The sequence below is a fragment of the Halomonas sp. KM007 genome (assembly GCF_050709225.1).
GTDB classification, from domain to species: Bacteria; Pseudomonadota; Gammaproteobacteria; order Pseudomonadales; family Halomonadaceae; genus Vreelandella; species Vreelandella hamiltonii.
This window is the reverse complement of the sequence record NZ_CP136131.1, coordinates 165,589-192,175: the sequence shown is the minus strand read 5'-3', so window position 1 is coordinate 192,175 and position 26,587 is coordinate 165,589. Positions and strand designations below refer to the sequence as shown.

20 protein-coding genes, 1 tRNA gene and 2 pseudogenes are annotated in these 26,587 nt (G+C 58.6%); 11 read left to right on the top strand and 12 right to left on the bottom strand.

All coding sequences use genetic code 11. The annotated features are described in order from the left end of the window. Positions 1 to 2: 2 nt before the first annotated feature. Positions 3 to 1,760, bottom strand: a complete 1,758-nt coding sequence (gene pilB / locus RVM27_RS00945) for a type IV-A pilus assembly ATPase PilB (protein ID WP_498957172.1) — start codon at positions 1,758 to 1,760, stop codon at positions 3 to 5. Positions 1,761 to 1,979: 219 nt separating this feature from the next. Between pilB and RVM27_RS00940 the strand changes: the two genes are divergently transcribed. Continuing rightward, positions 1,980 to 2,438 carry a pilin gene (locus tag RVM27_RS00940; protein ID WP_498957171.1) on the top strand — a complete coding sequence of 153 codons (459 nt, stop codon included), beginning with the start codon at positions 1,980 to 1,982 and terminating at the stop codon, positions 2,436 to 2,438. 300 nt (positions 2,439 to 2,738) lie between these two features. Here the strand turns inward: RVM27_RS00940 and RVM27_RS00935 are convergent. Next, positions 2,739 to 4,099 (bottom strand): annotated as a pseudogene (locus RVM27_RS00935) (IS1380 family transposase). 373 nt (positions 4,100 to 4,472) lie between these two features. Continuing rightward, a pseudogene (locus RVM27_RS00930) lies at positions 4,473 to 5,832 on the bottom strand (IS1380 family transposase). 96 nt (positions 5,833 to 5,928) lie between these two features. Between RVM27_RS00930 and RVM27_RS00925 the strand changes: the two are divergent. The 5 genes from RVM27_RS00925 to RVM27_RS00905 all read left to right on the top strand — a co-directional run bounded on the left by RVM27_RS00925 (position 5,929) and on the right by RVM27_RS00905 (position 11,049). Beyond that, positions 5,929 to 6,423: a pilin gene (locus tag RVM27_RS00925; RefSeq protein ID WP_498957790.1), complete on the top strand. Its 495-nt coding sequence runs from the start codon at positions 5,929 to 5,931 to the stop codon at positions 6,421 to 6,423. 186 nt (positions 6,424 to 6,609) lie between these two features. Then, entirely contained in the window at positions 6,610 to 7,071 is a 462-nt protein-coding gene (locus RVM27_RS00920; protein ID WP_498957170.1) for an anti-virulence regulator CigR family protein, read from the top strand. A gap of 87 nt (positions 7,072 to 7,158) precedes the next feature. Next, complete coding sequence (locus RVM27_RS00915) at positions 7,159 to 7,974, top strand: inositol monophosphatase family protein (protein ID WP_498957169.1); 816 nt, start codon at positions 7,159 to 7,161, stop codon at positions 7,972 to 7,974. 116 nt (positions 7,975 to 8,090) lie between these two features. Beyond that, a tRNA-Pro gene (locus RVM27_RS00910) sits at positions 8,091 to 8,167 on the top strand. A gap of 170 nt (positions 8,168 to 8,337) precedes the next feature. Continuing rightward, positions 8,338 to 11,049 carry a cation-translocating P-type ATPase gene (locus tag RVM27_RS00905; protein WP_498957168.1) on the top strand — a complete coding sequence of 904 codons (2,712 nt, stop codon included), beginning with the start codon at positions 8,338 to 8,340 and terminating at the stop codon, positions 11,047 to 11,049. A gap of 54 nt (positions 11,050 to 11,103) precedes the next feature. Here the strand turns inward: RVM27_RS00905 and RVM27_RS00900 are convergent, their stop codons facing one another. The 3 genes from RVM27_RS00900 to ppnN form a co-directional block, all read right to left on the bottom strand. After that, complete coding sequence (locus tag RVM27_RS00900; protein WP_498941398.1) at positions 11,104 to 11,307, bottom strand: hypothetical protein; 204 nt, start codon at positions 11,305 to 11,307, stop codon at positions 11,104 to 11,106. A 104-nt stretch (positions 11,308 to 11,411) separates the two neighbouring features. Continuing rightward, positions 11,412 to 12,140, bottom strand: a complete 729-nt coding sequence (locus RVM27_RS00895; protein ID WP_498957167.1) for a sulfite exporter TauE/SafE family protein — start codon at positions 12,138 to 12,140, stop codon at positions 11,412 to 11,414. A gap of 51 nt (positions 12,141 to 12,191) precedes the next feature. Further along, positions 12,192 to 13,574, bottom strand: coding sequence for a nucleotide 5'-monophosphate nucleosidase PpnN (gene ppnN, locus RVM27_RS00890; RefSeq protein WP_039178066.1), 1,383 nt, complete (start codon positions 13,572 to 13,574; stop codon positions 12,192 to 12,194). A gap of 215 nt (positions 13,575 to 13,789) precedes the next feature. Here ppnN and RVM27_RS00885 point away from each other — a divergent pair, with 215 nt between their 5' ends. Beyond that, positions 13,790 to 14,689 carry a LysR family transcriptional regulator gene (locus tag RVM27_RS00885; RefSeq protein WP_498957166.1) on the top strand — a complete coding sequence of 300 codons (900 nt, stop codon included), beginning with the start codon at positions 13,790 to 13,792 and terminating at the stop codon, positions 14,687 to 14,689. Between the two features lie 33 nt (positions 14,690 to 14,722). Here RVM27_RS00885 and gcvP read toward each other — a convergent pair whose 3' ends face one another. Both gcvP and gcvH read right to left on the bottom strand, forming a co-directional pair. Next, on the bottom strand, positions 14,723 to 17,614 hold the full coding sequence (gene gcvP / locus RVM27_RS00880; RefSeq protein ID WP_498957165.1) for an aminomethyl-transferring glycine dehydrogenase: 2,892 nt from the start codon (positions 17,612 to 17,614) through the stop codon (positions 14,723 to 14,725). A 165-nt stretch (positions 17,615 to 17,779) separates the two neighbouring features. Further along, entirely contained in the window at positions 17,780 to 18,169 is a 390-nt protein-coding gene (gcvH, locus tag RVM27_RS00875; RefSeq protein ID WP_039178059.1) for a glycine cleavage system protein GcvH, read from the bottom strand. Between the two features lie 410 nt (positions 18,170 to 18,579). Between gcvH and RVM27_RS00870 the strand changes: the two genes are divergently transcribed. Together RVM27_RS00870 and gcvT are read left to right on the top strand one after the other, a co-directional pair. Next, on the top strand, positions 18,580 to 19,983 hold the full coding sequence (locus RVM27_RS00870) for an alanine/glycine:cation symporter family protein (protein WP_039178057.1): 1,404 nt from the start codon (positions 18,580 to 18,582) through the stop codon (positions 19,981 to 19,983). A gap of 88 nt (positions 19,984 to 20,071) precedes the next feature. Continuing rightward, positions 20,072 to 21,184 carry a glycine cleavage system aminomethyltransferase GcvT gene (gene gcvT / locus RVM27_RS00865; protein ID WP_498957164.1) on the top strand — a complete coding sequence of 371 codons (1,113 nt, stop codon included), beginning with the start codon at positions 20,072 to 20,074 and terminating at the stop codon, positions 21,182 to 21,184. Between the two features lie 77 nt (positions 21,185 to 21,261). Here gcvT and RVM27_RS00860 read toward each other — a convergent pair whose 3' ends face one another. From RVM27_RS00860 to RVM27_RS00850, 3 genes are all read right to left on the bottom strand, one after another. Then, positions 21,262 to 22,044, bottom strand: coding sequence for a LysM peptidoglycan-binding domain-containing protein (locus RVM27_RS00860; RefSeq protein WP_287808572.1), 783 nt, complete (start codon positions 22,042 to 22,044; stop codon positions 21,262 to 21,264). A 119-nt stretch (positions 22,045 to 22,163) separates the two neighbouring features. Then, entirely contained in the window at positions 22,164 to 23,045 is an 882-nt protein-coding gene (yihG, locus tag RVM27_RS00855) for a 1-acylglycerol-3-phosphate O-acyltransferase, YihG family (protein WP_287808558.1), read from the bottom strand. Between the two features lie 169 nt (positions 23,046 to 23,214). Then, positions 23,215 to 24,111: a LysR family transcriptional regulator gene (locus RVM27_RS00850; protein ID WP_287808560.1), complete on the bottom strand. Its 897-nt coding sequence runs from the start codon at positions 24,109 to 24,111 to the stop codon at positions 23,215 to 23,217. Positions 24,112 to 24,297: 186 nt separating this feature from the next. Here RVM27_RS00850 and RVM27_RS00845 point away from each other — a divergent pair, with 186 nt between their 5' ends. Both RVM27_RS00845 and RVM27_RS00840 read left to right on the top strand, forming a co-directional pair. Further along, positions 24,298 to 24,996 carry a CoA transferase subunit A gene (locus tag RVM27_RS00845; RefSeq protein WP_039178046.1) on the top strand — a complete coding sequence of 233 codons (699 nt, stop codon included), beginning with the start codon at positions 24,298 to 24,300 and terminating at the stop codon, positions 24,994 to 24,996. Between the two features lie 21 nt (positions 24,997 to 25,017). Further along, positions 25,018 to 25,680 (top strand): CoA transferase subunit B, encoded by a 663-nt coding sequence (locus RVM27_RS00840; RefSeq protein WP_039178044.1) that lies wholly within the window; start codon positions 25,018 to 25,020, stop codon positions 25,678 to 25,680. A gap of 25 nt (positions 25,681 to 25,705) precedes the next feature. Here RVM27_RS00840 and RVM27_RS00835 read toward each other — a convergent pair whose 3' ends face one another. Further along, a complete protein-coding gene (locus RVM27_RS00835; RefSeq protein WP_096923023.1) occupies positions 25,706 to 26,473 on the bottom strand; it encodes a VOC family protein in 768 nt (255 codons plus the stop codon). Between the last annotated feature and the right edge of the window lie 114 nt (positions 26,474 to 26,587).

Here is a 26,587-nt window from a genome sequence, read left to right as displayed (position 1 = left end):
CCTTACTCCTTACTTACGCGGTTAATCTCTTCAAGGCTGGTGATACCTTGCATGACTTTTAATAGGCCGCTGCGATGGAGACTGGGATAGCCCTCCCTGCGGGCCTGCTGGTCAATTTCTAGCGAATTAGCATCGCGCATGATGAGCTGACGCATCGATTCTGTAATGGGAACAACTTCATAGATACCAATCCGTCCTTTGTAACCTTGGGTGCAGTGTTTACAACCCACGGCTTTATATAGGGTGGCTTGGTTAATCTCCTCATTGTTTAGCCCCTCTTTTTGAAGCGCCTTGCGCGGTATTTCAATGGGTTCTTTGCAATGGTGGCAAAGTTTACGCGCTAAGCGCTGTGCAATAATTAAACTAACGGCACTTGCAATGTTGAAGGACGAAACGCCCATATTGGCTAATCGTGTGAGTGTTTCGGCTGCCGAGTTAGTATGCACCGTAGAGAGCACCAAGTGGCCGGTTTGGGCAGCTTTTACCGCAATGTCCGCTGTTTCCAGGTCGCGTATTTCTCCCACCATCACAACGTCCGGGTCCTGGCGAAGGAAGGCGCGCAGGGCGCTGGCAAAGTCGAGGCCGATCTTGGGTAGAATGTTTACCTGGTTAATGCCATCTACTTTAATTTCTACGGGGTCTTCAGCCGTACAAATATTGCGCTCTACTTTATTAAGGATATTAATCCCCGTATAAAGCGAAACGGTTTTACCGCTGCCGGTCGGCCCCGTCACCAAAATCATGCCTTGGGGCTGTTTAAGCGTATGTTCATACAGAGCGCGCTGCTCATCGGTGAAACCTAACTGCTCAATGCCTAGCTGAGCCGCCGTAGGGTCTAAAATCCGCAGCACCAGCTTTTCACCGTATACCGTAGGTAGCGAGTTAACCCGAAAATCGAGAGAGCGCGTTCGCGAGAGCTTGAGTTTTATCGCGCCATCCTGGGGTAGACGGCGCTCCGAAATATCCAGCCGGGCCATAATTTTAAGGCGAGCCGCAATACGATGGCGCATGGCAAAGGGCGGTCTAGCAACTTCAATCAGCATGCCATCAACGCGAAAACGGACGCGGTAGAGCGTTTCGTAAGGCTCGAAATGAATATCAGAGGCCCCTTGGCGAATGGCGTCTAATAAAATCTTATTAACAAACTTAACGATGGGCGCATCTTCGCTACTCTGCGACGCTTCCTCAAGAGGAACTTCGTTGCCGTCACTGTTTTGCACAATGTTTAACGAACTCACCGCGTCGTCAATGCCATCTAGCTCATCCAACATGCCGCGTTCGTTCTGGGCGAGATAGTTATTAAGTGCAACGGTGATTTGATCCACCGGGGCAAGCACACCTTCTATGCTTAATCCTGTGGCAAACTGGAGCTCATCTAGCTGGGTAAGCGTTGCTGGATAAGGCACCGCGACGGTTAGGCGGTGGCCATGACGGGCCAGGGGCAGCACATTAAGATTTTGTAATACTTTAACGGGGTAGTCGGCGGCGGGTGGCAGCGTAGTAAGGCGCAGCGCCTCCAGGTCGATAACCGGAAGACCATACTCCCATCCCGCTGCTACGGTAGCTGCAACAGGGTCGGCCAGCCCGCTTTCAATAACGTGTTGAAGCAGCGAAATTTCGAGATCAGAGGCCGTCGACTGTGCGGTGGCCGCTTGTGCATCGCTTAACACACCGTGTTTAACCAACCGCTGGGCAATGCCGCGCAAGCCGCCGTGAGCTGTCGCGTGGCTAAGTGTCGATTCAAAAGAGGGTTTAGACATGCACGACCTGTGGTAGCAAAGTGGTCAGAATGCGCATACTTGTACCATACTAAGGGTACTGGCGGCACCACGCTTTTCTAAGCGCACGCGTTCGTACAAATGAACGAAGTAGTGGGCCAAATGTAGTTGAAAAAACACTGTGCGTAAGCTAATGTAACTAATGTACATGAATTTTGCTTGGCAATACCTGCCAAGCAAAATCTCCTTGGAGATTTTTAGATGCAAACAACTGCAAAAAATGTGTTTCGCAACCTCAAGCAGGGCGGTTTCACGCTGATTGAGCTGATGATCGTCGTCGCGATCATCGGCGTATTGGCATCCATCGCCGTGCCGCAGTATCAGAACTACACCGCCCGCGCGCAGGCAAGTGAAGGGCTTTCCGTAACGGCAGGTATGCGTGCCGATATCGCTGAGCAATATTCACTTTCTGGTAGCATGCCAGTAACAGGTGATGTTGATGAAATAGGGGGGGCTTCTGAAGCTGCTGGACGATATGTGCAGTCGGTTTCTTACACCTTTGCTGATCCTACCGGAACCATTGCTGTTACTTTCACTGATGATAGCTCCCTGAATGGCGGAATAATGAACCTTACGACTGATAATCCTCAGGATGGTTGGGTATGTTCAGCTGGAACTGATATGGACGATAACCAGCTACCAGCCGGCTGTAAAGACTAATATTAACTAATAAAGAAATTGTAAAAGGGGCTGTTTTGACAGCCCCTTTCTTTGGGAGGAAAGTGGTATCCTGAATCCGTGAAGCCGGCGCCGACACTTTCCCTATCACCGCCAGCGAGCACTTTTTGATCATTCGCCCCGTGCAAGTTGGCTTTCGCAAGCCCGTTATTGCCAAAACCCACCGTGCTGATCGGTGCTGACGGCCCGTTTTGTCATGCCTTTCCACCCGCCAGGCACGACATATCTGGCGATCGCGTGTCGCTTGGAACTGCTTGTGGATAGAGTGTCGCCGATTGACGGTCAGCATGGCGTTCCTCGTGGATAACGCACTCGGCTCCGCAGCGTCTTGAGCACCGTCATGCGCCCGATATCCTGCCCGAAGTCGAGGATGATCTGCCGTGCCTTGTGAATCACGAGAGCCGCACGGTGCACCAGCTCTTGTAGCACGGTGCGCAGCCGGCGCCGCTTGGCGGGTGGCGAACCGGGCTCAGCTCGCCGGTCATGCCCAGCTGTCCCATCAGGCGCAGGATGTTGTAGGCCAACTGGGCGAGATGCAGGATCAGATCGTTGGTGGCGAACTTGCCGGACGGCAAGCGCTCCAGGTCGAGATCGGTCTTGATCTCGCTGTGAAACTGCTCATGGGTGGCATGCGCCTGGTAGCGTTTGATCACCGCCTCCGGCGCCTCGTCCAGGCTGGTCCACCAGCCTTCCAACTCATAGTCCGGTTCGAGCAGCAACTGGCCATCGCGATCGGCGGTGCGCTCTACCAGGCGCATCACGCGTTGGACGACGTATTCGGTCTTGTTGTCGTCGTGGATCGAGACGGTCTGCGACCACAGCGCCTGGCGCTTGCCAGGACGCAGCTCTTCCCAGTAGTCCGCCGCCACCGCCAGCCAGGTATCTCGATCAGCCGTGGCCGAGCCACGCGGGTTCCATTTGACGACATAGTCGAGCCGGCGCCCCTCGTCGGCAAAGACCTGGCGTTGCTGTTCGAGAAGCGCCAGGTGCGCCTGGCTGTCGAAGCCGCTGTCCTCGCGTAACAGGATCGGTTGCTTGGTCAAGCATTGGGCGCGAGGCAGTACCCGCTCCAGGAAGGCGTTGCTCTCCTTCATGGTGTGCTGCTTGCCAGGCCGCAGTTCCAGACCCAGGCACCACCCTTCGTTGCCCAGATAGGCGGCGATCGGGGTGTAGCCATCGACCTTCTGGTAGGTCCGCGAGACGCCTTCCTTCTTCGAGTTGCTGTTGTCCATGACGAAGGTGTCGATGTCCAGGCAGACGTGCGTCGTCTCGGCGGTGATCGGTGCTTCGATCAGTGACAGCAGGGTCGTGGACCAGGTGGCGGTGCGCGCCTGCAGGTCGTTGGCGGCAAGTTTTTCCAGCCGCTGTCGCAGTGTCGCCGCGCTCGGCACCTTCTGCAGGGTCAGCAGTTGTTGGAAGGGCTTGTCGCGGCGGAAGTTCTCGACAGCGTCATAGTCGCTCATGCCCAGACACAGCAGGCCCAGGTAGCTCTTGATCACGTCACTGGTGCGCATGCCCAGCGTGGTGGGGAAGCGGCTGTCGATGCTGTCGACGCCAGCGATCTCGAAGCATTGCCCGATGATGGACAGCCCGGCGTGGCTGGTGAGGGTGCGGCAACTGGCGCGGAACTTTATGTTGGGCATGGCACTGTCTGGGTGAATGGCGATAATGGCTATATTGCCATGCAGGTCAGTGGGTTAGAAGTGCTTCCGGGGGCCGGTCTCACGGATTCAGGTCAAGACATAAGCAGTCTGATTCTCGCTTTTCGGCAGTGAAGAACTCTATCCTGAATCCGTGAAGCCGGCGCCGACACTTTCCCTATCACCGCCAGCGAGCACTTTTTGATCATTCGCCCCGTGCAAGTTGGCTTTCGCAAGCCCGTTATTGCCAAAACCCACCGTGCTGATCGGTGCTGACGGCCCGTTTTGTCATGCCTTTCCACCCGCCAGGCACGACATATCTGGCGATCGCGTGTCGCTTGGAACTGCTTGTGGATAGAGTGTCGCCGATTGACGGTCAGCATGGCGTTCCTCGTGGATAACGCACTCGGCTCCGCAGCGTCTTGAGCACCGTCATGCGCCCGATATCCTGCCCGAAGTCGAGGATGATCTGCCGTGCCTTGTGAATCACGAGAGCCGCACGGTGCACCAGCTCTTGTAGCACGGTGCGCAGCCGGCGCCGCTTGGCCGGGGCGAACCGGGCTCAGCTCGCCGGTCATGCCCAGCTGTCCCATCAGGCGCAGGATGTTGTAGGCCAACTGGGCGAGATGCAGGATCAGATCGTTGGTGGCGAACTTGCCGGACGGCAAGCGCTCCAGGTCGAGATCGGTCTTGATCTCGCTGTGAAACTGCTCATGGGTGGCATGCGCCTGGTAGCGTTTGATCACCGCCTCCGGCGCCTCGTCCAGGCTGGTCCACCAGCCTTCCAACTCATAGTCCGGTTCGAGCAGCAACTGGCCATCGCGATCGGCGGTGCGCTCTACCAGGCGCATCACGCGTTGGACGACGTATTCGGTCTTGTTGTCGTCGTGGATCGAGACGGTCTGCGACCACAGCGCCTGGCGCTTGCCAGGACGCAGCTCTTCCCAGTAGTCCGCCGCCACCGCCAGCCAGGTATCTCGATCAGCCGTGGCCGAGCCACGCGGGTTCCATTTGACGACATAGTCGAGCCGGCGCCCCTCGTCGGCAAAGACCTGGCGTTGCTGTTCGAGAAGCGCCAGGTGCGCCTGGCTGTCGAAGCCGCTGTCCTCGCGTAACAGGATCGGTTGCTTGGTCAAGCATTGGGCGCGAGGCAGTACCCGCTCCAGGAAGGCGTTGCTCTCCTTCATGGTGTGCTGCTTGCCAGGCCGCAGTTCCAGACCCAGGCACCACCCTTCGTTGCCCAGATAGGCGGCGATCGGGGTGTAGCCATCGACCTTCTGGTAGGTCCGCGAGACGCCTTCCTTCTTCGAGTTGCTGTTGTCCATGACGAAGGTGTCGATGTCCAGGCAGACGTGCGTCGTCTCGGCGGTGATCGGTGCTTCGATCAGTGACAGCAGGGTCGTGGACCAGGTGGCGGTGCGCGCCTGCAGGTCGTTGGCGGCAAGTTTTTCCAGCCGCTGTCGCAGTGTCGCCGCGCTCGGCACCTTCTGCAGGGTCAGCAGTTGTTGGAAGGGCTTGTCGCGGCGGAAGTTCTCGACAGCGTCATAGTCGCTCATGCCCAGACACAGCAGGCCCAGGTAGCTCTTGATCACGTCACTGGTGCGCATGCCCAGCGTGGTGGGGAAGCGGCTGTCGATGCTGTCGACGCCAGCGATCTCGAAGCATTGCCCGATGATGGACAGCCCGGCGTGGCTGGTGAGGGTGCGGCAACTGGCGCGGAACTTTATGTTGGGCATGGCACTGTCTGGGTGAATGGCGATAATGGCTATATTGCCATGCAGGTCAGTGGGTTAGAAGTGCTTCCGGGGGCCGGTCTCACGGATTCAGGTGGTATGAAAGGAACTCAACGCGGTTTCACCTTAATTGAGCTAATGATTGTGGTGGCTATTATTGGCGTTTTGGCCTCTATTGCTATTCCGCAATATCAAAACTACACCGCGCGTGCGCAAGTATCAGAAGCCTTCAATTTAGCCTCCGCTTACAAAACCGCCATAAGTGAATACTATTCGGTGAGAGGTCAGTTCCCTGAGAGTAATGAAGATATAGGTATGCCAACTGATGACAGTCGAAGTGGCAATAGTGGTGAAACTAGTGATGACCGCTATGTTGGCTACATCGGTGTTTGGCCGGCCGCTGGTGATTATACTGCACGCGTTGTGATGGAGATGAGCGATAACGCGAATAGCGCGATAGCCGGAAAATGGGTTGTGATGGAGTCTCAGTTCTCTGACGGAGCAATTCAGTGGAGTTGCCGGACGACCACAGGAGCAGGTAATGCCATGGATGAAAAATACCTACCTGGCTCGTGCCGCGATCAAAAAGATTAATGCCACATGCGTAAAATAAATCAGTTGGGTTAGTGGTCCTGTATGTCAGCAAAACAAAATGGTATTAATGAGAAGTATCCCCCCGGAAGCTGTCGGGATAGCTTCTCAACTGATTTTTGACCTTCATCATTTCCTGCGTATTGTTGTTCTAAACTAAAGCTCCCTGACCATAGTGGAGCTTTTTTTATGAGCCGTTTACTACATCAACTCTTGATCGGCGCTAGCGCGCTTATGCTAAGCAGTAACGCGTTGGCCCAACCCGCCCATGCGCCAGCCCACGGCGCCCGGGATAACGCTTCCCAGGCAGAGCGCCACCGAGGCGGTGACAGCGGCCATCGTGAAAGTGGCGCCCGTCGCTCTCATAGCGATGGTTATGTGGATTTGCCGCGCATTAACGAGCGCGAACTGTTGCGCTTGCTGCGCCGCCACGATGCCCCCCGTGCGGAACCACTGCCCCCTGGCATTCAGCGCAATTTAGAACGGGGCAAGCCCTTGCCGCCCGGCATTGCTAAGCGCTTTGATGGCCCCATTGCCCGTGAGCTGCCCCGTTACCCGGGATACGAGTGGGAGCGTGTTGGCGCTGATGTGGTGTTAATTGAAGCCGCCACCCGTGTGGTGGTCGATGTGTTGGTGGATGCTTTGCGCTAAGCCGTTCCCATGTGTTGGGGCGTTATGGTAATGCCATGGATCAACGCTTATGCTGAGAAATAACAAACACCCCACTGAGGAGCGAACATGGCGGTTTATACCCTGGAAGCGCGGCTGGCACTGGCCATAGAGATTGCCGAAGAGGCTGGGCAGATGATTCGTAATGCCCGAGAGCAGCAAGGGTTTAGCCAGCGGCTGAAAGGAGGGATCGAGCTAGTTACTGATGTGGACGTTGCCGTCGACACGCTCATTAGCCAGCGCCTGGAGGAGTACTTCCCAGAAGAAGCAAGGTTAAGCGAGGAGCTAAGCCCGGAGCATGCGCTGCATACCCCCACCGAGCAGCTCTGGGTTGTGGATCCGATTGATGGCACCGTTAATTTTGCCCAGGGCCTGCGCCATGTGGCGGTGTCAATCGGCTGGATGGAGCAGGGGGTGGGTAAAGTAGGCGTGATACATGCGCCGTTTTTAGGTGAAACCTTTAGCGCGGCAGAGGGGCTAGGCGCATTCTGCAACCAGCAGCCGATTCAGCCTAGCGGCGCTGAGACGCTTGAAAGCACGCTGGTAGGTACCGGCTTTCCCTATCAAAAAGAGCAGCGTAAAAAACTTCTGCCACGCTTAGAAGCGGTACTCACCGGCTGTCAGGATGTTCGCCGTAATGGTTCAGCGGCACTGGATTTGTGTGATGTGGCCTGCGGTCGTTTAGATGCCTACTACGAAAGCGTATCGCCCTGGGATTTTGTGGCGGGTTGGGTCATTGCTCGTGAAGCAGGCGCGCGGGTGGGGCATTTAAGCGAGGTGCCTGACGGTGTACCGGCAGACCTCTACCCGGAGCAGTTGCTAGTGACTACCCCCAAGGTTTACGACGCCATGGCGTCCTTATTAAAAGCAGCCGACCACGCGTAGCGGCAAGCGATTGAAAAGAAAGCGCAAAAAGTGCTTTTCATTTGGCGTATAAAACGCTAGTATACGCACCGTCCTGAGGCAAACGTTAGCTACACCAGCATTGCCTATTAAGACATCGGAGTGTGGCGCAGCTTGGTAGCGCGTTGCAATGGGGTTGCAAAGGTCGCAGGTTCGAATCCTGTCACTCCGACCAATATCGAAAAAGCCGCTGCATTCATTGCAGCGGCTTTTTTCGTTGGCTCATGTTGGTGTCTCTTGATATACGTCAAGTTTTGAACGGTGGAAATCATTCTGTGCAGCCGGGTACGGTATGCTCTTGGGCAGGTGGAAGGTCTACTCAAGCGCATCGATCAGGAGGCAGGGATGAGTCGCACAGGCAAGCAGGCTGCAACGCCCGAGGCATGGCATGGGCTATCGGTAGACGAAGCGTTGGCGCAACAGTCGGCGACCCGTGAAGGCTTGAGCCGCGAAGAAGCAGCGGCGCGTTTGGCTCAGTATGGAGAAAACCGCCTGGAGCAGGCCCAAGGGCGCCCCTGGTACAAGCGGTTGCTGGCGCAGTTTGCCAATATCCTGATGCTGATTCTGGTGGTCGCGGCGGTGGCCAGCTTTCTGCTGGGCCACGTGATTGATGCGGCCGCCATCGTGGGCGTGGTGCTGATCATTGCCTTGATCGGCTTTTTCCAGGAAGGCAAGGCCGAGCAGGCGCTGGACAGTATTCGCAACATGCTGTCTCCCCAGGCAAACGTGCTGCGCGATGGCCAGCGTACCACGGTGCCTGCCGAGGCGCTGGTGCCGGGGGATATCGTGCTGTTCGAGAGCGGGGATCGCGTGCCTGCGGATGTTCGGTTGCTGGAAGTACGGCGCTTGAAAACCGATGAGGCTGCCCTGACCGGTGAGTCGGTGCCCGTCGATAAGCAGCCCGCGCCGCTGGCCCACGATACCGAGCTGGCCGAGCGTTCGAACATGGCGTTTGCCAGCACGCTGGTCGTGCAGGGGAATGCCCGTGGCTTGGTGGTGGCGACCGGAGGGCGCTCGGAAATTGGCAAGATTTCCGAATTGCTGCGCAGTGTCGAGCAGATCAAGACGCCATTGCTACAGCAGTTGGATAGAGCTGGCCGAGTGCTGGCGGTGTTTATCCTGCTGGCCGCTGGGATCACGGCGCTGCTGGGTACCTGGCTGCATCAGCAGCCCTTGGGCGAGATGTTCATGGCGGCCGTAGGCCTGGCGGTAGCGGCCATTCCCGAAGGCCTGCCTGCGATTGTAACCATTGGCCTGGCGCTGGGCGTTCAGCGCATGGCCAGGCGGCGGGCCATCATCCGGCGGCTGCCCGCCGTGGAAACGCTGGGTTCGATTTCCACCATTTTCTCCGACAAGACCGGCACGCTGACCCGTAATGAGATGACAGCCCAGGCCATCTGGCTGCAGGATGCCCGTTTCACGCTCGAGGGTATCGGCTTTGCCCCGCACGGCAAGCTATGCCGGGAAGGAGCGGCCGCCGAGGAGCAGTGCAATGGACGGGCCCATGAGCCTGCCTTGCAGCGTTGCCTGTTGGCCAGCGTGCTGTGCAACGATGCCGAGTTGCACCAGGAAGATGAACGCTATCGAATCTTTGGCGACCCCACCGAAGGGGCGCTGGTGGTGGCTGCCGAGAAAGCGGGGCTCGACCACCTGGCGTTGCGCCAGCAGTACCCGCGTCTCGATGCGATTCCTTTTGAGTCAGAGCACAAGTACATGGCCACGCTGCATGACCTTGAGGGTGGGCGGCGGCTGCTGGTCAAGGGTGCGCCGGATCGCATTATCGAAATGAGCAGCCATGTGATCACCGATGAAGGCGAAGCCCCGCTGGTGGCCAGCGAGTGGGAGGCGCATATCGAAGCGCTGTCATCGAGAGGCTTGCGGGTGCTGGCGATTGCCGAGAAGGCAATGGAAGAAGACGCTGAGCTCGACCACCCTCATGTGCAGTCGGGGTTGCGCCTGCTGGGGTTGATAGGGCTGTTGGACCCGCCCCGTGAAGAGGCCATCGAGGCGGTGAAACGCTGCCAGCGCGCCGGTATTCGCCCGGTGATGATCACCGGAGACCATGCTGCCACCGCCCTGGCCATTGCCCGGCAGTTGGGATTTCAGCACACCGAGCGGGCCTTGACCGGGCGTGAAATGGAGGCCATGACCGATGAGCAGCTCGAAGCGATCATTCTGGAAGTAGATGTGTTTGCTCGGGCGTCGCCAGAACACAAGCTGCGGCTGGTCAAGGCCATGCAGGCGCGTGGAGGCGTGTGCGCCATGACGGGTGATGGGGTCAACGATGGCCCGGCGCTCAAGCGGGCAGATGTGGGTGTCGCCATGGGCATTCAAGGAACGGAAGCGGCCAAGGATGCCTCGCAAATGGTGCTGGCCGACGACAACTTCGCCACCATCGTCCACGCCATCGAAGAGGGGCGTAAGGTTTACGACAACATCCGCAAGACGATTACCTTCATTTTGCCCACCAACGGTGCTCAGGGGCTGGCCATCATGCTGGCCGTGCTGGCGGGCACGATCCTGCCGGTGACTCCGCTGCAGGCGCTGTGGGTGAACATGGTGGTGGCCATTACGCTGGGCCTGGCGCTGGCATTCGAATCCGGTGAGCAGGACCTGATGCAGCGGCCGCCCCGGAACCCCAAAGCGCCGCTGCTGGATCTCTTTCTGCTTTGGCGGGTGGTGTTCGTATCGCTACTGCTGCTGATGGGCGTATTCGGTATGTTCAACTGGATTCTGGGGCAGGGGGGTAGCGAAGCGCTGGCTCGCACGGGCGCGGTCAACATGCTGGTGGCGGGCAGTGCCGCTTACCTGATCAACAGCCGCTATTTGCTCAACAGCACGCTGACCTGGGAAGGCGTGTTTGGCAGTCGACCGGTATGGCTTGCCATCGGGTTGGTCCTGCTGCTGCAACTGGGGTTTACCTATGTACCCTTCATGCAGTTCGTGCTGGTCAGCGAGGGGCTTTCTGCTCACCACTGGCTTGCCATCCTGGCGGGAAGCGTGGCCGTGTATGGTGTGGTCGAGGTGGAGAAAAGCATCTTGCGCCGGAGGAGGTGAGTGCCACCGCCTGCCATGGGCAGGCAGCGGCAACGTCAGAGCGTTAAGAGGTGTTCAGTCACTCTGGGCTTTATGGTCGGCAAGGGCCGCTGTCACGGCTTCTTGCCACTGTCCTTCGGTAATGCCCCAGTGGTCGGCCTGGTCCTTGTCAGGACTGCCCGCCGCCGCCGCGTTCAGTTCTTCCGGGGAATAACTTTCATAACAGTGTTTGGCAAAGGCTTTGGCTTTGCCATCGCTCAACTGGTTGATCATTTCCATGGGTCGCTCCTTTCCTTGGTGCTGAAGTCAGAGATAAAGAGTCAAGAAGTATACATGACATGAATGCCGAGTACGGTTCGGCAACGATCACGCACCAGTATAGACTAGGCCATCAATGCATCCACGACGATCTTGATGGCAATCGTGGCCAACAGGCACATGATGAGCCTGTCGAACCAGCGATGCGGCAGGCGTTTGCCCAGCCTGGCGCCCAGGGGCATGGCTGCCAGAATGACCAGCAGGGCAGCCAGGCTGTACAACGAGCGCTCCCAGGTGAGAATCCCGGCGCTGAGCAGGGCCGGGATCTGTACCAGCGTGATCGCCACGAAGAACACCGAAATCGAGCCGATGAACACCGGGCGCTCCAGGCGCATCGCGTTAAGAAAGGTCACCGACGCCGGGGCGGACATGCCCGCCGCACCTTGCAGCACGCCTGCCACCAGCCCCACCGGCAACACGATGCGCTGCGCCAGTGGGAAAGGCAGCGTAAAGCTGCGGTTGGCCAGCTTGATGGCCAGGTAGAGCACGATGGCAGTCGCCACGCCCAGCGACAGCAGCGTGGGCGACAGTACCACCAGCCCCCAGGTGCCGATCACGATGCCCAGCCCACCGGAGAGGCCGAACCAGAGCAGAAAGCGATGCGGCAGCAGATGGTGGCGGTACTGCCAGACCTGCAGGGCATTGCTGAACAGGTTCGGGGCCACCAGCACGGCAATGGCCAGCTTGACGTCGTACAGCATGGTCAGCACGGGAATGACGATGACCGGTACGCCAGAGCCGATGGCGCCCTTGATGATTCCCGCGGCCATCAGCGTCAGAAAGGCAACGATCATGCGGCGTTACTCAGATGACTTGAGTACATGGGCTTGCTTGAGCACATGGGATTACTTGAGCACATAGCAGGGCGTGTAGGGCTGTCCGTCCAGTTTCATGCGGCCCTGGGCCACGAAAGAGCCGAGCAGGTCGTCCAGCCGCTGCATCAGCTCGGGCTCTGCGGTCAGTTCGAAAGGCCCGTGGGCCTCGATGGCCCGAATGCCCGGCTCTTTCACGTTACCTGCCACGATGCCCGAAAAAGCGCGGCGCAGGTTGGCTGCCAGCTCGTGGGTGGGCTGCTGGCGGTGCAGCGCCAGGCTGCGCATGGCTTCGTGGGTAGGCTCGAAGGGTGCCTGGAACTCGCGGGCAATGGTCAGGCGCCAGTTGTAGTAGAACGCATCCTGGTGCTGGCGGCGGAACTCGCTGACCTGGTGGATGCCATCGCGCATCTTGCGCGCCACGGCCGCCGGGTCCCCGGTGATGATGGTGTAGAAGCGGCGGATCTCTTCACCCAGGGTGTAGACCAGAAACTCGTCGATCTTCTCGAAGTAGGCGGCGGAGCTGGCGGGGCCGGTGAAGATCAGCGGGAAGGGAATGTCCTGGTTGCCGGGGTGCAATAGAATGCCCAGCAGGTAAAGGATCTCTTCGGCGGTACCCACGCCACCGGGGAACACGATGATGCCATGGCCCAGGCGCACGAAGGCTTCCAGGCGCTTTTCGATGTCCGGCATCACCACCAGCTCATTGACGATCGGGTTGGGAGCTTCAGCAGCGATGATGCCAGGCTCGGAAATGCCCAGGTAGCGGCCTTCCTTGCGGCGCTGCTTGGCATGCGCGACGTTGGCACCTTTCATGGGGCCTTTCATGGCCCCCGGGCCGCAGCCGGTGCAAATGTCCAGATCGCGAAGACCCAGGTGATAGCCGACGTCCTTGGTGTATTCGTACTCTTCACGGGAGATCGAGTGGCCGCCCCAGCACACTACCAGGCTCGGGTCGCGGCCCGGCTTCAGCGTGCCCGCCTTGCGCAGAATGTGAAACACGGCATTGGTGGTGCCTTCGCCCGTGCTGAGATCGAAGCGATTATGATGCTGGATCTCGTTATAGACGTAGACGATGTCGCGGATGATTGACGACAGGTGCTCACGAATGCCGCGTATCATGCGTCCGTCAACGAAGGCTTCCGCTGGCGCGTTGGTGAGCTTCAGGCGTATGCCGCGATCCTGCTGCAGCACTTCGATGTCGAAATCCTTGTAGGCTTCGAGAAGGGCCAGGCTGTCATCGGTAGGGCTGCCGCAGTTGAGCACGGCGAGGGCGCAGCGGCGCAACAAGTCATGCAACCCGCTTTTCGAGGTGCTCTTGAGGCGATTGACCTCATGCTGAGACAGTACTTCCAGGCTGCCTTCGGGAGAAATGATGCTGGAAATGGTGGCGCGGGGTGCTGAAGGTTGCGTCATTGTATGGACTATCCCTGAGTATGATCATGACCAATCGGCATACTAGCATGCTGCTCCCTGGCGTTCAGCTGCCTTGCCCTGCTACGGGCATCCGTGCCCGAGGCGGTCGTTTTTTATGCTAGGCTAGAGGCTTGGCGCCGGTAGGCATCCATTCCAGGCGCCCTGATGATCCTCACTGTGACAGTGACCGTTAATGATGAAGTTGCCGGGAACCCATGTTCAACGCTCAATACTTTCGTACCTTTATCACACTGGTGGAAACGGGCAGTTTCACGCGCACCGCGCGACGCCTGGAGATGACGCAGCCGGGCGTCAGCCAGCACGTCAGAAAGCTGGAAACCTATCTGGATAAAGCGCTGATCGAGCGTCACGGGCGCAGTTTTACGCTGACCGAGTCTGGTCGTCGCGCTTACGACTATGCGTTGAAGCTGTTCGCCGAACATGAGCAGTTCAGGCATGGTCTGGACGATGATTCGCTGGATAGCGGCGAGTGCCGCATTGCCTCTCCTGGCAGCGTCGGGCTGATGTTCTACCCCTACATCCTGGGGCAGCAGCAGATGCACCCCAGCCTGACCGTCAACTACAGCTTTGCCTTCAATCATGAAATCGTCAATGACCTGTTGGAAGGGCGTTACGATATCGGCATCGTCACCGAGCAGCTCAACCATACCGAGCTTGTCTGCACCGTCTGGCACAAGGAGCCCTTGTGCCTGGTGGTACCCGCCGACTTCGCGGGTAGTACCCTGGCCGAACTGATGGGATTGGGCTTTATCAATTACTACGATGGCATCAATCACGCCAACGCGCTGCTACGGGCCAATTTCCCCGACGAGTTCCGCTCCATGACGCATTTTCGCCACCAGGGGTTTACCAACGAAGTCAGCATGGTGCTGGACGCCGTGGCCCGGGGGCTCGGCTTTACCGTCGTGTCACGGCTGGTATTGGAAACTTCTCCCTGGCAGCGCCAGGTGAAGCCGCTGGCACTGCCGCAGGTCATTCACGAAGTGCTCTATCTGCTGCGGCGCAAGGGTTCCGTGTTGCCCAAGCGTTACGAGAAGCTGCTCAAGGGCTTCCATGACCAGCGGCTACAAGAAACGACGCCTCTGGAACCCTGAACAGGGCCCCAGAGGCGTGTGAGGGGGGCTTGCCTAGCGGCGGTATTCGTCAATGCTGGGGCACGAGCACACCAGTTGGCGATCACCAAAGACGTTATCCACTCGGTTGACCGACGGCCAGTACTTGGCGGCGGCGACGGCTTCACTGGGGAAAGCCCCTAGCTGGCGGTCATAGGGGCGCTGCCAGTCGCTGTCCATGACGTCGGCCTGGGTATGCGGCGCATTGACCAGCGGGTTGTTGTCCAGCGGCCACTCTCCATTCTCGACGCGCGCGATCTCTTCACGAATGGCAATCATCGCGTCGCAGAAGCGGTCGATCTCGTAGAGTGATTCGGACTCGGTAGGCTCGATCATCAGCGTGCCGGGTACCGGGAACGACATGGTCGGCGCATGGAAGCCATAGTCCATCAGTCGCTTGGCGATATCTTCTTCACTGATACCCGAGGCGCTCTTGAGCGGGCGGATGTCGATGATGCACTCGTGGGCCACATAGCCGTTCTGACCGCGATAGAGAATCGGGTAGGACGGCGCCAGCCGTTTGGCGATGTAGTTGGCGTTGAGAATGGCGATCTCCGTTGCCTCGCGCAGCCCCCGCGCCCCCATCATTTTGATGTACGCCCAGGAGATGGGCAGGATCGAGGCGCTGCCAAAGGCGGCAGCAGATACTGCGCCACCGGGCTGTACGCCATCGATGGGCGTGACCACGTGGTTGGAAACGTAAGGAGCCAGATGCGCCTTGACGCCAATGGGGCCCATGCCCGGACCGCCACCCCCGTGAGGAATGCAGAAGGTCTTGTGCAGGTTGAGGTGCGATACATCCCCGCCGAAGTCGCCTGGGCGTGTCAGCCCCACCTGGGCGTTCATGTTGGCGCCGTCCACGTAGACCTGACCGCCGTGCTGGTGAATCACCTCGCACACCTGACGAACGTGGGACTCGAATACGCCGTGGGTAGATGGGTAGGTGATCATCACCGCCGAGAGCCGCTCGCTGTACTGCTCGGCCTTGTGGGTCAGGTCGGTCAGGTCGATGTTGCCGTTGGCGTCGCACTCGACCACCACCACCTCCATGCTCAGCATGGCGGCAGATGCCGGGTTGGTGCCGTGGGCAGAGCTGGGAATCAGGCACACATCCCGGTGTCCTTCCCCTTGGGCGGCCTGGTAGCGGCGAATGGCCAGCAGGCCGGCATATTCGCCCTGAGCGCCAGAGTTGGGTTGCATGGAGATATGATCATAGCCGGTCACTTCCACCAGGAAAGCGGCCAGCTCGTCGATCATCTGATGATAGCCCGCCACCTGGTCGCGAGGCGCGAAGGGGTGCAGGTGCGCGAAGGCAGGCCAAGAGACCGGAAGCATCTCGCTGGTGGCGTTGAGCTTCATGGTGCATGAGCCCAGCGGAATCATGGCATGGGCCAGTGAGAGGTCCTTGTTCTCCAGGCGTTTCAGGTAGCGCAGCATTTCGGTTTCGCTGCGGTAGCGCGTGAACGTTGGATGGCTCAGGAAGTCGCTTTCCCGCTGGTACTCTGCCGGAATGCCTGTCAGCTTGCCTTCCACCACTTGCTCGTCGAGGGCGGCGACGGAAAGACCGTGCTCATCGCCGAGCAGGACATCGAACAGGGTCGCGACGTCATGGGCCGTCGTGGTTTCGTCGAGGCTGATGCCGACATCGCCATTGGCGAAGTAGTGCAGGTTGATGTCATGGGTCATGGCGCGGCCATGGATCTTGCCAGCATCGACCTGGGTAAGGCGCAGCGTATCGAACCAGCTGTCGTTGGCCAGCTGCACGCCCGCCTGTTGCAGGCCGGTGGCCAGCAGGGTGGTCAGGCGGTGAACGCGGCCAGCAATTTTGCGCAGCCCCTCGGCACCGTGATAAGTGGCATAGAAACCGGCAATGTTGGCCAGCAGCGCCTGGGCGGTACAAATGTTGGAAGTGGCCTTCTCGCGACGAATGTGCTGTTCGCGGGTCTGCATGGCCATGCGCAGCGCGGTCTTGCCACGACTGTCTTTTGAAACGCCGATGATGCGGCCCGGAATGGAGCGCTTGAGCTTGTCGGAGGTGGCAAAAAACGCTGCATGTGGGCCACCGAAGCCCATGGGTACGCCAAAGCGCTGCGAGCTGCCCACCACGATGTCGGCACCAAAGATACCGGGCTCTTTCAGCAGTACCAAGCTCAGTAGATCCGTGGCGACACAGGTCATGATGCCGTTCTGTTGGGCCTTGGCGAGCAGCGGGGCGAGGTCGGTGATGTTGCCGCTGGCGGACGGGTACTGAACCAGCGCGCCGAACACCTCCTCGTCTGCCAGTTGCTCCGCCGGTGCAATCTTCAGTTCGAAGCCAAAGAATTCTGCGCGGGTCTTGATGACGTCCAGGGTTTGCGGGAAGACGTCTTCAGCCACGAAAAAGGTGTTGGATTTGCTCTTCTTATTGCCGCGCTTGCACAGTGCCATGGCCTCGGCGGCGGCGGTGGCCTCATCGAGCAGGGAGGCGTTGGCAAGCTCCATCCCGGTGAGATCCATGACCACCTGCTGGAAATTCAGCAGACCTTCCAGGCGCCCCTGAGAAATCTCGGGCTGGTAAGGCGTGTAGGCGGTGTACCAGCCGGGGTTTTCCAGCACGTTGCGCTGAATCACGGCGGGCATGTGGGTATTGTAATAACCTTGGCCAATGTAGCTTTTGGCCACGCGGTTCTGGCGTGCCAGCTGGCTCAGGTAATCCAGGGCTTCTGCTTCACTACGGGGGGCGTCCAGTGCCAGTTCGCGGCCCAAGCGAATATCGCTTGGCACGGTCTGCTCGATCAGATCTTCCATACGCTGCAAATCGAGCGCTTTTAGCATGGTGGCGACATTGTCGGGGCTAGGCCCGTTATGGCGTTTGATAAAAGCATCGTGGTCGGCCAGTTCGGCCAAACGGCGTGTTTCAAAAGGCATGGGAAGGTTCCGAACGTGATGAGTAAACCGTGGGGGCTCAGAGCAGCCTGTTCTGCGTGGCTGTGGTGCCGCTCGTACAACCCGTGGGAGGTTGTGCGGCCGCGTGATGCATCAGGGTGTTAACGTGAACGCCTGCACGGAGGCAGGCGTTCGGGTGAAGCAGAATCAATCGTCGGTGCTGAGCGACGCCTGGTAGGCATCAGCATCCAGCAGGCCTTCCAGGGCCTGACCGTCAACGCGTACCTTCATGATCCAGCCGCCTTCGTAAGGGGCTTCATTGACCGTTTCAGGCGCATCTTCCAGCGCTTCATTGACCTCGATCACTTCGCCATCCACCGGCGAGTAGAGATCAGAAGCAGCCTTGACCGATTCGATCACGCCAAACTCTTTGCCCTTGCTGAGGCTCTGACCGACCTCCGGCAGCTCGACGAAGACCACATCGCCGAGCGCTTGTTGGGCGTGGTCGGTAATGCCGACGGTAACGGTACCGTCCTGATGATCCAGTACCCATTCGTGGCTGGCAGCGTAGCGCAAATTAGCTGGAAGATTGCTCATGAAGGTTCCCTTGTTAAACAGTGGAGTGAACGACAGCATACTAGCGTTTGTCGTTCAGCTTGGCGACTGTTGGGCACGGGCTGTCTGGCGTGCCATGAGCGTATGGTACCTTGTTTCCGATTGGAAACAAGTTTCTCTTGAGTGTCAAAATGAGAAAAAAACGCATGTCATTCACGGCATGGCAAGGCAGGCTGGTTTTCCAAAAAAAGAGGCTTTCTCTGCCTTTTGGCGACATGACCATGGATGTACACCAGTAAAATGGTATAAAACATGCCAATCTTGCGTTTTTCCAGCGTGCAGTCAGCGCTATGGTAGGCATGCGTGAGGGTGTTCTTCCGTGAGCGTCATGGGTGGGAGAGCGACAGGACCTTTATAATAAATTTACTAATCCTTCGGTTAAGGAGAGTCGTGTGGAAATGTTGACGAGCCTATTGGGCGCAATTAACGGCGTGGTGTGGGGGCCGTTGATGCTGGTGTTGCTGCTGGGGGTGGGTATCTACCTGCAAATTGGCTTGAAACTGATGCCGATACGCAAGCTCGGCATGGGTTTCAAGCTAATGTGGCAAGGCCGCGATGTAAAACCTGCCGACAAGAGCGCTTCGAAAGCCAGCGATGAAGGCGAGATTTCGCCTTTCAATGCGCTGATGACAGCGCTCTCTGCCACCATTGGCACCGGTAACATTGCCGGTGTCGCGACGGCCATCGCGCTGGGTGGCCCAGGTGCGGTTTTCTGGATGTGGATTACTGCATTAGTGGGCATGGCGACGAAATTCGCCGAGGCGGTTCTGGCGGTGCGTTACCGTGAAACCGACAGCACCGGTCACCACATTGGTGGGCCGATGTTCTATATCAAGAACGGCCTGGGCAAGAAGTGGCTATGGCTGGGCGGCCTGTTTTCATTCTTTGGTGCCGTGGCTGCCTTTGGCATTGGTAATACCGTGCAGTCCAACTCGGTGGCGGATGCCATGGATGCCACCTTTGGCGTTCCCCATTGGCTGACGGGGGTGATCATCATGGTACTGGCCGGGGCGGTGATTCTTGGTGGTATCAAGCGTATTGCCAAGGTGGCAGGCAAGCTGGTGCCGATCATGGGGATTGCCTATGTCGCCGCCGGGCTGCTGGTACTGATCGTCAATGCCGGACAAATTGGCGAGGCTTTTGGGCTGATTTTCTACTATGCTTTCAACCCGATTGCCGCTGCCGGTGGCTTTGCCGGTGCTGCCGTCATGGCGGCCATTCGTTTTGGCGTGGCGCGGGGCATCTTCTCCAACGAAGCGGGCCTCGGTAGTGCGCCCATCGCCCATGCGGCGGCACAGACCCGCAACCCGGTTCGTCAGGGCTTGATCGCCATGCTGGGTACGTTCATCGACACGATCATCGTCTGTACCATCACCGCGCTGGTCATTCTGACTTCTACGGTATGGATCGATGGCGAAGCAGGGGCCTCTCTGACCGCGCTCTCCTTCGATGCGGCCTTGCCGGGCTTTGGTAATCAGATCGTGGCCGTGGCGCTGGCCATCTTTGCCTTTACCACCATTCTGGGCTGGTCGTTCTACGGCGAGAAGTGCTGCCAGTTCCTGTTTGGCACGCGCTCCATCATGCTGTACCGCGTGCTGTTCGTCTTGGCCATCCCGCTGGGTGCCATCGCGCAGCTGGGCTTCATCTGGCTGATGGCCGATACCTTCAACGCGATGATGGCCATTCCCAACCTGATTGCGCTGGCGCTGCTGTCGCCGGTTGTGTTTAAACTCACTCGGGATTATTTTGCGGGTAAGGACATCCTGCCGGGTGAAGCCCTGGATCACGATAAATAAGCGCCTTTCACAGGCGGGAAGATAAGATCCATCAGAGCCGGGAAGCCTTTAAGGCTTCCCGTTTCTCTTTTGACCATTGAGGAAACCCATGACCGAACTTAAACGTACGCCGCTGCATTCACTGCACACCCAGCTAGGCGCGAAAATGGTGCCCTTTGCGGGCTACGAGATGCCCGTACAGTACCCGTTGGGGGTGAAAAAGGAGCACGAGCATACGCGCCAGCAGTGCGGCCTGTTTGACGTATCGCACATGGGGCAGATTCTGGTGTCCGGCGACGGTGTGGCAGACGCGCTGGAGACGTTGATTCCCGCCGATCTGGTGGGGCTGAAGGTCGGCCAGCAGCGCTATGGCCTGTTTACCGGGACCGAGGGCGGAATCATCGATGACCTGATGGTGGTGAATGCCGGAGATCACTTCTATCTGGTGGTCAATGCGGCCTGCAAGGATCAGGATATTGCTCATCTACGCACCAACCTGGGTTCTACTCACCAGATCGATGTGCTGGATCGAGGTTTGCTGGCGCTGCAAGGGCCCCAGGCGCGTGATGTCATGCAGCGCCTGTGCCCCGCGGCCTGCGACATGACGTTCATGCAACATGGTCGTTTCAGCCTGGCCGGTCACGAGGTGTGGATCAGCCGCAGCGGTTATACCGGAGAGGATGGCTTCGAGATTTCCGTGGCCGCAGAGGCGAGCCAGGCGTTGGCCGAAGCGCTACTCGCCGAACCGGAAGTGGGGGCGATTGGCCTGGGGGCACGGGATTCCCTGCGCCTTGAGGCGGGACTGTGCCTTTACGGTCACGACATGGACATGACCACCACGCCGGTAGAGGCCAGTTTGATCTGGGCCATCGGCAAGCCGCGCCGGCATGGGGGAGAGCGCTCGGCAGGCTTCCCGGGGGCGGATATCATTCTGCATCAGGTGGATGCCAAGGATCATTCCCGCAAGCGGGTCGGTCTGGTGGGGGAAGGGCGTGCCCCTGTGCGTGAGGGCGTCACGCTGGTGGATGAGTCAGGCCAGGAGATCGGTCAGGTAACCTCCGGCGGGTTTGGCCCCAGCGTCGGCAAGCCCGTGGCCATGGGCTACGTGGAACGGCAATGGGAAGCGCCGGGCACGACGGTGTTTGCGCTGGTTCGGGGTAAATCGCTGCCCATGACAGTCACGCCAATGCCTTTCGTGGAACCAGGCTACTATCGAGGGTGAGGTACTTCTGTGCAAGCCCCCAAAAGCGGGGGCTTGCTCGATACCTTCTATCTCGATACCTTCTATCTCGATACCTTCTATCTCAACACCTGTCGCGGGTCGATGGGCTTGCCGCCCTGGCGCAGGTCGAAGAGCAGATCATAGCGCTGCGTCGAGGCGCTTTGGCCAACTTCGCACAGGGCATCGCCAGTGCTGACCTGCTGGCCGACGTTGACCAGCAGCCGCTCGCAAAGCGCATATACGCTTTGCAGGTTGTCTGCATGATGTACGATCACCACCTCACCCAACTGGCGCATGCCATCGGCAAAGCGCACTTCTCCAGGCGCCACGGCCTTGGCCTTGGCACCAGCCTGGGTGGCCAGCAACATCGGTTGCAGCGTGCCACGGCTATCGGCACCAAAGCGCCGCACGACTCGGTAATCTTCCAGCGGCCATGGCCAACGGCGTGCCGAGGCGGGCAGGCTGGCGCTGGGCGTTGCCGCAGGCGTCGCGGGTGCTGCCGATGAGCCGCTCGACCCGCCACTGCTGGCTGCAACGGCTCTGCCACTGCCGCTCAACGGTACGCTGATGATCTGGCCCACCCGCAATGCGGTAGCGGGGGTGCCGGGGTTGGCGCTTTGGATCCTTCCTGTGGTCGTGCCGAAATGGCGTGCAATGCCAGAATAGGTATCACCAGCGCGTACCTGATAGCGGTAAGGTCCGCCTGAGGGCGCGCGCTCCTGCTGGGTGGGTATCAACAGCCGTTGGCCGACGTTCAGGCGTCGCGCATCGACGCCCGGATTGAAGCGCTCCAAGCGTTCGATGGGAACATTGGCGCGAGCGGCCAACTGCCCCAAGGTGTCTCCGCGGCCCACTTCGATCCAGCCACCGCTCAACGTGCTGGCGCTGCTGCTTGCCGGGGCGCGTTGGCTGGTTGCGGGGGTCGAGCTGGCACAGCCCGCCAGCAGGCTGACGACCAGGCAAGCGCTCAACCAGTGCCCTAGTCGTGGTCGCTGAGAGTGTCCAGCAACGCGTCTTTTTCCTGCCACAGTGAATTGATCCATGCGTGGAAGCGTTCCTTGTGCTGCGAATCTTCGTGGTAGTTGGCATTTTGCATCCACTCCGGGATATCAATCTGCCTGGCTTCGAGGGTAATCGGGGCTTCTTTTCCACACAGAAAGCCCATGAACGTCGGGGTTGGATTGGTATAGCTGATGGTGACATCAAGGATACCATCCAATTGGTTACCCAGCAGGCTAAGTACTTGCCCGACGCCGCCTGCCTTGGGACGCAACAAGTGACGATAAGGGCTCTGCTGTGCATCACGCTTGAGCGGCGTGAAGCGAGTGCCTTCCACAAAATTGAAAATCGAAATGGGGGCGTGCCGTGCACGGCGGCAAATTCGCTCGGTGGATTCTCTGTCGATCGTGGCCAGCTTTGGGTTTCTGGTAATCTGCTCGCGGGTAAAACGTCGCATGAAAGGAAATTCCAGCGCCCAGAAAGCCAGCCCCACAATCGGAATCCAGATCAGTTGATGCTTGAGAAAAAAACGCGGCATCGGGATGCGACGATGGAGCGCCATGAACAGAATGAAAATATCGGTCCAACTGCGGTGATTGGAAATGACTAGCCACCACTGCTCGGGCGTGAGGTTGTCGGGCACCTGAATGGACACCTGCGGCTTCAACCATAGGCGCATCCACCATAGGTTGACGCCTATCCAGTTCAAGGCCACCGCGCACAGCCCTTTCAGCAACCACTCCTTGGCCTTTCGGCCAGGTGCCATTACTTTGAGCAGCGTCAGAATAATCAGGGGCACACCCCAAACCAGTGTGTTCAGCGTCAGCAGCAAGATGCTGACACCCCCTTTGATAATTGGCATACCGCGGTCCTTGATCTACTGATACTACGCACAAAGCGATACTACGCACAAAGCAACTGCCAAGGCCCCTGATGTGGAAGGCGTGCCAAGACGACTCTACGCATGTGAAGACAAATGCTAATGGAACAAGCGCGAGCTGCCCAGCATAACTTTGCCATGAAGGGCGTTGTCAGTGCCGCGTCAGCCTGGGAGTTTTAACGTTTTCGATGAGGACGTTACGCAGCGCATGAGCCGCGACGGAGAGCTCCTGATGGGTCAAGATGCCCACTCGACAGGCAATGCGGGGCTCGGTCAGTGGCAGGCAGTGGGCACCTAGCTCGTCCATTTGTTGAATACACATGGAGGGCACGGCGCTGACGCCCAGACCCGCAGCGACCATGCGCCCCACGGTCGACAGCTGATGGCTTTCGAAGGCGACGGGCAGTTCGATACCTTGAATAGCTAATTCCTGTTCCAGCAGGCGCCGTACCATGGAAGGGCGTTGTAGGGTGATCACGTCGTGGCGCAGCAGCTCTTGCCAATCCAGGCTTTGCCGATGGGCCAACGGGGAGTCGAGGGGGACGACGGCCACGAACTGATCTTCGAAGAGTGGCGTAAAGCTCAAGCTGCCAGCGCCTTCGGGGGCGAACGCAATGCCCAGCTCGACTTGCCTGGAGCGCACCATGTCCATGACTTCTTCATTGATGACATCGTGCACGGTGACGTTGATCTTGGGATAGCGCTGACGGAACTTGACCAGCGCGCCGGGCAGCAAGTTGCAGGCAAACGACGGCATGGCGGCCACGCTCAGCCGTCCCAGCTGCAGGGTAAAGCGTTGCCGCAAGCGTTCTTCGGTGTTGTCCCACTGGGCCAGCAGGTGCTTGGCCAGCGGAAACAGCGACTCCCCCTCGGGTGTGAGACGAACGCTACGCGTGCTGCGAATCAGCAGCTTGCCGCCCAGCGAGTCTTCGAGCCCTTTGATGGCCAGGCTGAGCGCGGGTTGGGAAAGATGCAGGCGTTCGCATGCCTGAGTAAAGCTGAGTGTTTGGGCCACGGCCAGAAAGGCCCTGAGCTGCTTGACGGTCATGAGAACTCTTTATAAGTTATTAAAATAAATTGATAAGAAAAACAAACTTAACAAATATATCACCAGACACAACACTGACTCTATCGAAGCAACTGCATCCAGCGCGCAGCTTTTGTGCCAGACTGGTCAGCAACCACGTAACCAACAATATCTGATAACGTTTTACCAACCACGTGAGGCAGCACAATGGCAGGATTCGACAAGCGTGTATCTTCCTATGAAGAAGCAATGGAAGGCCTGGAAAGCGGCATGACCGTGATTGCAGGTGGCTTTGGCCTGTGTGGCATTCCCGAGAACCTGATTGCCGAAATCAAACGCCGTGCGGTCAATGACCTGACCGTGGTGTCCAACAACTGTGGTGTCGATGGCTTTGGGCTGGGTATCCTCCTCGAAGACCGTCAGATCAGCAAGATCATCGCGTCCTATGTAGGCGAAAACGCATTGTTCGAGCAACAGATGCTGAACAATGAAATCGAAGTGGTGCTGACACCGCAAGGTACGCTGGCAGAGAAGATGCGCGCAGGCGGAGCGGGCATCCCGGCGTTCTTTACAGCCACCGGGTACGGTACGCCGATCGGTGAAGGCAAGGAAGTGCGTGAGTTCGACGGTCGTCACTATATCCTCGAAGAGGCTATCAAAGGTGACTTCGCCATCGTCAAAGGGTGGAAAGCCGATCGTTACGGCAACGTCATGTACCGCCACACCGCCCAGAACTTCAACCCCATGGCCGCTACTGCCGGCAAGATCACCGTGGTAGAAGTAGAGGAGATCGTTGAGCCAGGCGAACTGGAGCCCAGTCAGATCCATACGCCGGGTATTTATGTGGATCGCATCATTCAGGGCACGTTCGAGAAACGTATCGAGCAGCGCACCGTGCGCAGCTAATCAACGACAAGAGGTGGCACCATGGCTTTGACACGCGAACAAATGGCACAGCGAGTGGCTCGTGAACTCCAGGACGGGTTCTATGTGAATCTGGGAATCGGCATTCCCACGCTGGTGGCCAACTATATCCCCGACGGCATGGATGTCATGCTGCAGTCGGAAAACGGCTTGCTGGGCATGGGGCGCTTTCCTACCGAGGAAGAAGTCGACCCTGACATGATCAATGCGGGCAAGCAGACCGTGACAGCACGACCTGGCGCGGCCATTTTCTCTTCAGCCGAATCCTTTGCGATGATCCGTGGCGGGCACGTGGATTTGACCGTGCTCGGCGCTTTCGAGGTAGACCAGGAAGGCAATATCGCGTCCTGGATGATTCCGGGAAAGCTCATCAAAGGCATGGGCGGTGCCATGGACCTGGTGGCGGGTGCCGATAACATCATCTGTACCATGACCCACGCTTCCAAGCATGGTGAGTCCAAACTGCTGGAAAAATGCTCGCTGCCGTTGACCGGGGCTGGCTGCATCAATCGAGTGCTGACTGACCTGGCTTACCTTGAAATCAAGGACGGAGCGTTCATTCTCAAGGAGCGTGCGCCTGGCGTCAGCGTCGAGGAGATCGTCGAAAAAACGGCTGGCAAGCTGATCGTTCCCGATCATGTGCCTGAAATGACCTTCGACGCATGACATGGGTGGCGTGGGTCAGTGAGACTCACGCCATTTCGCAGCGGGCATGGAAGGGCAGCAGGATTTCCGCCAGCCGCTTGTGGTCGTCTTCCACATGGCGCTGTGTCAGCGACAGCCCTCCGAGGCAAAGGCGGTGTTCGTCCCCATCGCTGAACACGATTTTTTGTGGCATGGCGGGGTAGAAACGATGATTCAGCAGGCTGGAGACCGAGAAAACCCCGTTTTGCTGGCTATCGAGGGCGTACAGGCCGACATGCTCCAACTGCAGGCCCAGCGAGTCCAGCGAGGCATTCAGCGTGGCGCAATCGAACCCGGCGTGGTGAAGCCGTGGCCCCATTACCGCCAGCCAGGCGGCCAGTGGATGGGCGGTATGCAGCTGTTGGTAGAGCGTCCAGCTGGGCATGGGCCATGGGCGGCCGCGAGACAGCAGATTGTGGCCCTTGCAGTCGGTTGGATGGCTCTGCCGTATCAAGGCGGTGAGTGCTTCTCTGGGAGCTTTGGAGAGCGTGCCCACCTGGAGTTCGGCGAGCACTAGCCAACTGCTGTCATCGTTAGGTGCCAGCAAATGAATCAGGAGCCCTTTGTCTGCCATGGCATAGTGGCCAACGGAACGATAGCCCATCCGTGCCAAGGGTATGCTGAGGGCATTGATGGCAAAAGGCCCGTGGTTGATCGTCACCAGCGTCAGGTATTCGGCGCTGGCGCTGATGGGCCATAGTCGGAGCGCCCCGATATCCGGATGATTATGGATATAGTCCAGCCAAAGCTGTTGTAAAAACTCCTCGCGCTGCATCGCCATTCCTCGCCGCCTGCTGACCTGAGTGAATCGAACACGATCATCGAACGCTCAGTATAGGCAAGCGAGTAGACGCTGTTTCAACGCGGATTAACGGAGGTTTTAACGCCC

Bases quoted from the DNA above. Each gene is read 5' to 3' on its own strand.
- pilB (WP_498957172.1), bottom strand. From the start codon at position 1,760: ATGTCTAAACCCTCTTTTGAATCGACACTTAGCCACGCGACAGCTCAC.
- RVM27_RS00940 (WP_498957171.1), top strand. From the start codon at position 1,980: ATGCAAACAACTGCAAAAAATGTGTTTCGCAACCTCAAGCAGGGCGGT.
- RVM27_RS00925 (WP_498957790.1), top strand. From the start codon at position 5,929: ATGAAAGGAACTCAACGCGGTTTCACCTTAATTGAGCTAATGATTGTG.
- RVM27_RS00920 (WP_498957170.1), top strand. From the start codon at position 6,610: ATGAGCCGTTTACTACATCAACTCTTGATCGGCGCTAGCGCGCTTATG.
- RVM27_RS00915 (WP_498957169.1), top strand. From the start codon at position 7,159: ATGGCGGTTTATACCCTGGAAGCGCGGCTGGCACTGGCCATAGAGATT.
- RVM27_RS00905 (WP_498957168.1), top strand. From the start codon at position 8,338: ATGAGTCGCACAGGCAAGCAGGCTGCAACGCCCGAGGCATGGCATGGG.
- RVM27_RS00900 (WP_498941398.1), bottom strand. From the start codon at position 11,307: ATGGAAATGATCAACCAGTTGAGCGATGGCAAAGCCAAAGCCTTTGCC.
- RVM27_RS00895 (WP_498957167.1), bottom strand. From the start codon at position 12,140: ATGATCGTTGCCTTTCTGACGCTGATGGCCGCGGGAATCATCAAGGGC.
- ppnN (WP_039178066.1), bottom strand. From the start codon at position 13,574: ATGACGCAACCTTCAGCACCCCGCGCCACCATTTCCAGCATCATTTCT.
- RVM27_RS00885 (WP_498957166.1), top strand. From the start codon at position 13,790: ATGTTCAACGCTCAATACTTTCGTACCTTTATCACACTGGTGGAAACG.
- gcvP (WP_498957165.1), bottom strand. From the start codon at position 17,614: ATGCCTTTTGAAACACGCCGTTTGGCCGAACTGGCCGACCACGATGCT.
- gcvH (WP_039178059.1), bottom strand. From the start codon at position 18,169: ATGAGCAATCTTCCAGCTAATTTGCGCTACGCTGCCAGCCACGAATGG.
- gcvT (WP_498957164.1), top strand. From the start codon at position 20,072: ATGACCGAACTTAAACGTACGCCGCTGCATTCACTGCACACCCAGCTA.
- yihG (WP_287808558.1), bottom strand. From the start codon at position 23,045: ATGCCAATTATCAAAGGGGGTGTCAGCATCTTGCTGCTGACGCTGAAC.
- RVM27_RS00850 (WP_287808560.1), bottom strand. From the start codon at position 24,111: ATGACCGTCAAGCAGCTCAGGGCCTTTCTGGCCGTGGCCCAAACACTC.
- RVM27_RS00845 (WP_039178046.1), top strand. From the start codon at position 24,298: ATGGCAGGATTCGACAAGCGTGTATCTTCCTATGAAGAAGCAATGGAA.
- RVM27_RS00840 (WP_039178044.1), top strand. From the start codon at position 25,018: ATGGCTTTGACACGCGAACAAATGGCACAGCGAGTGGCTCGTGAACTC.
- RVM27_RS00835 (WP_096923023.1), bottom strand. From the start codon at position 26,473: ATGCAGCGCGAGGAGTTTTTACAACAGCTTTGGCTGGACTATATCCAT.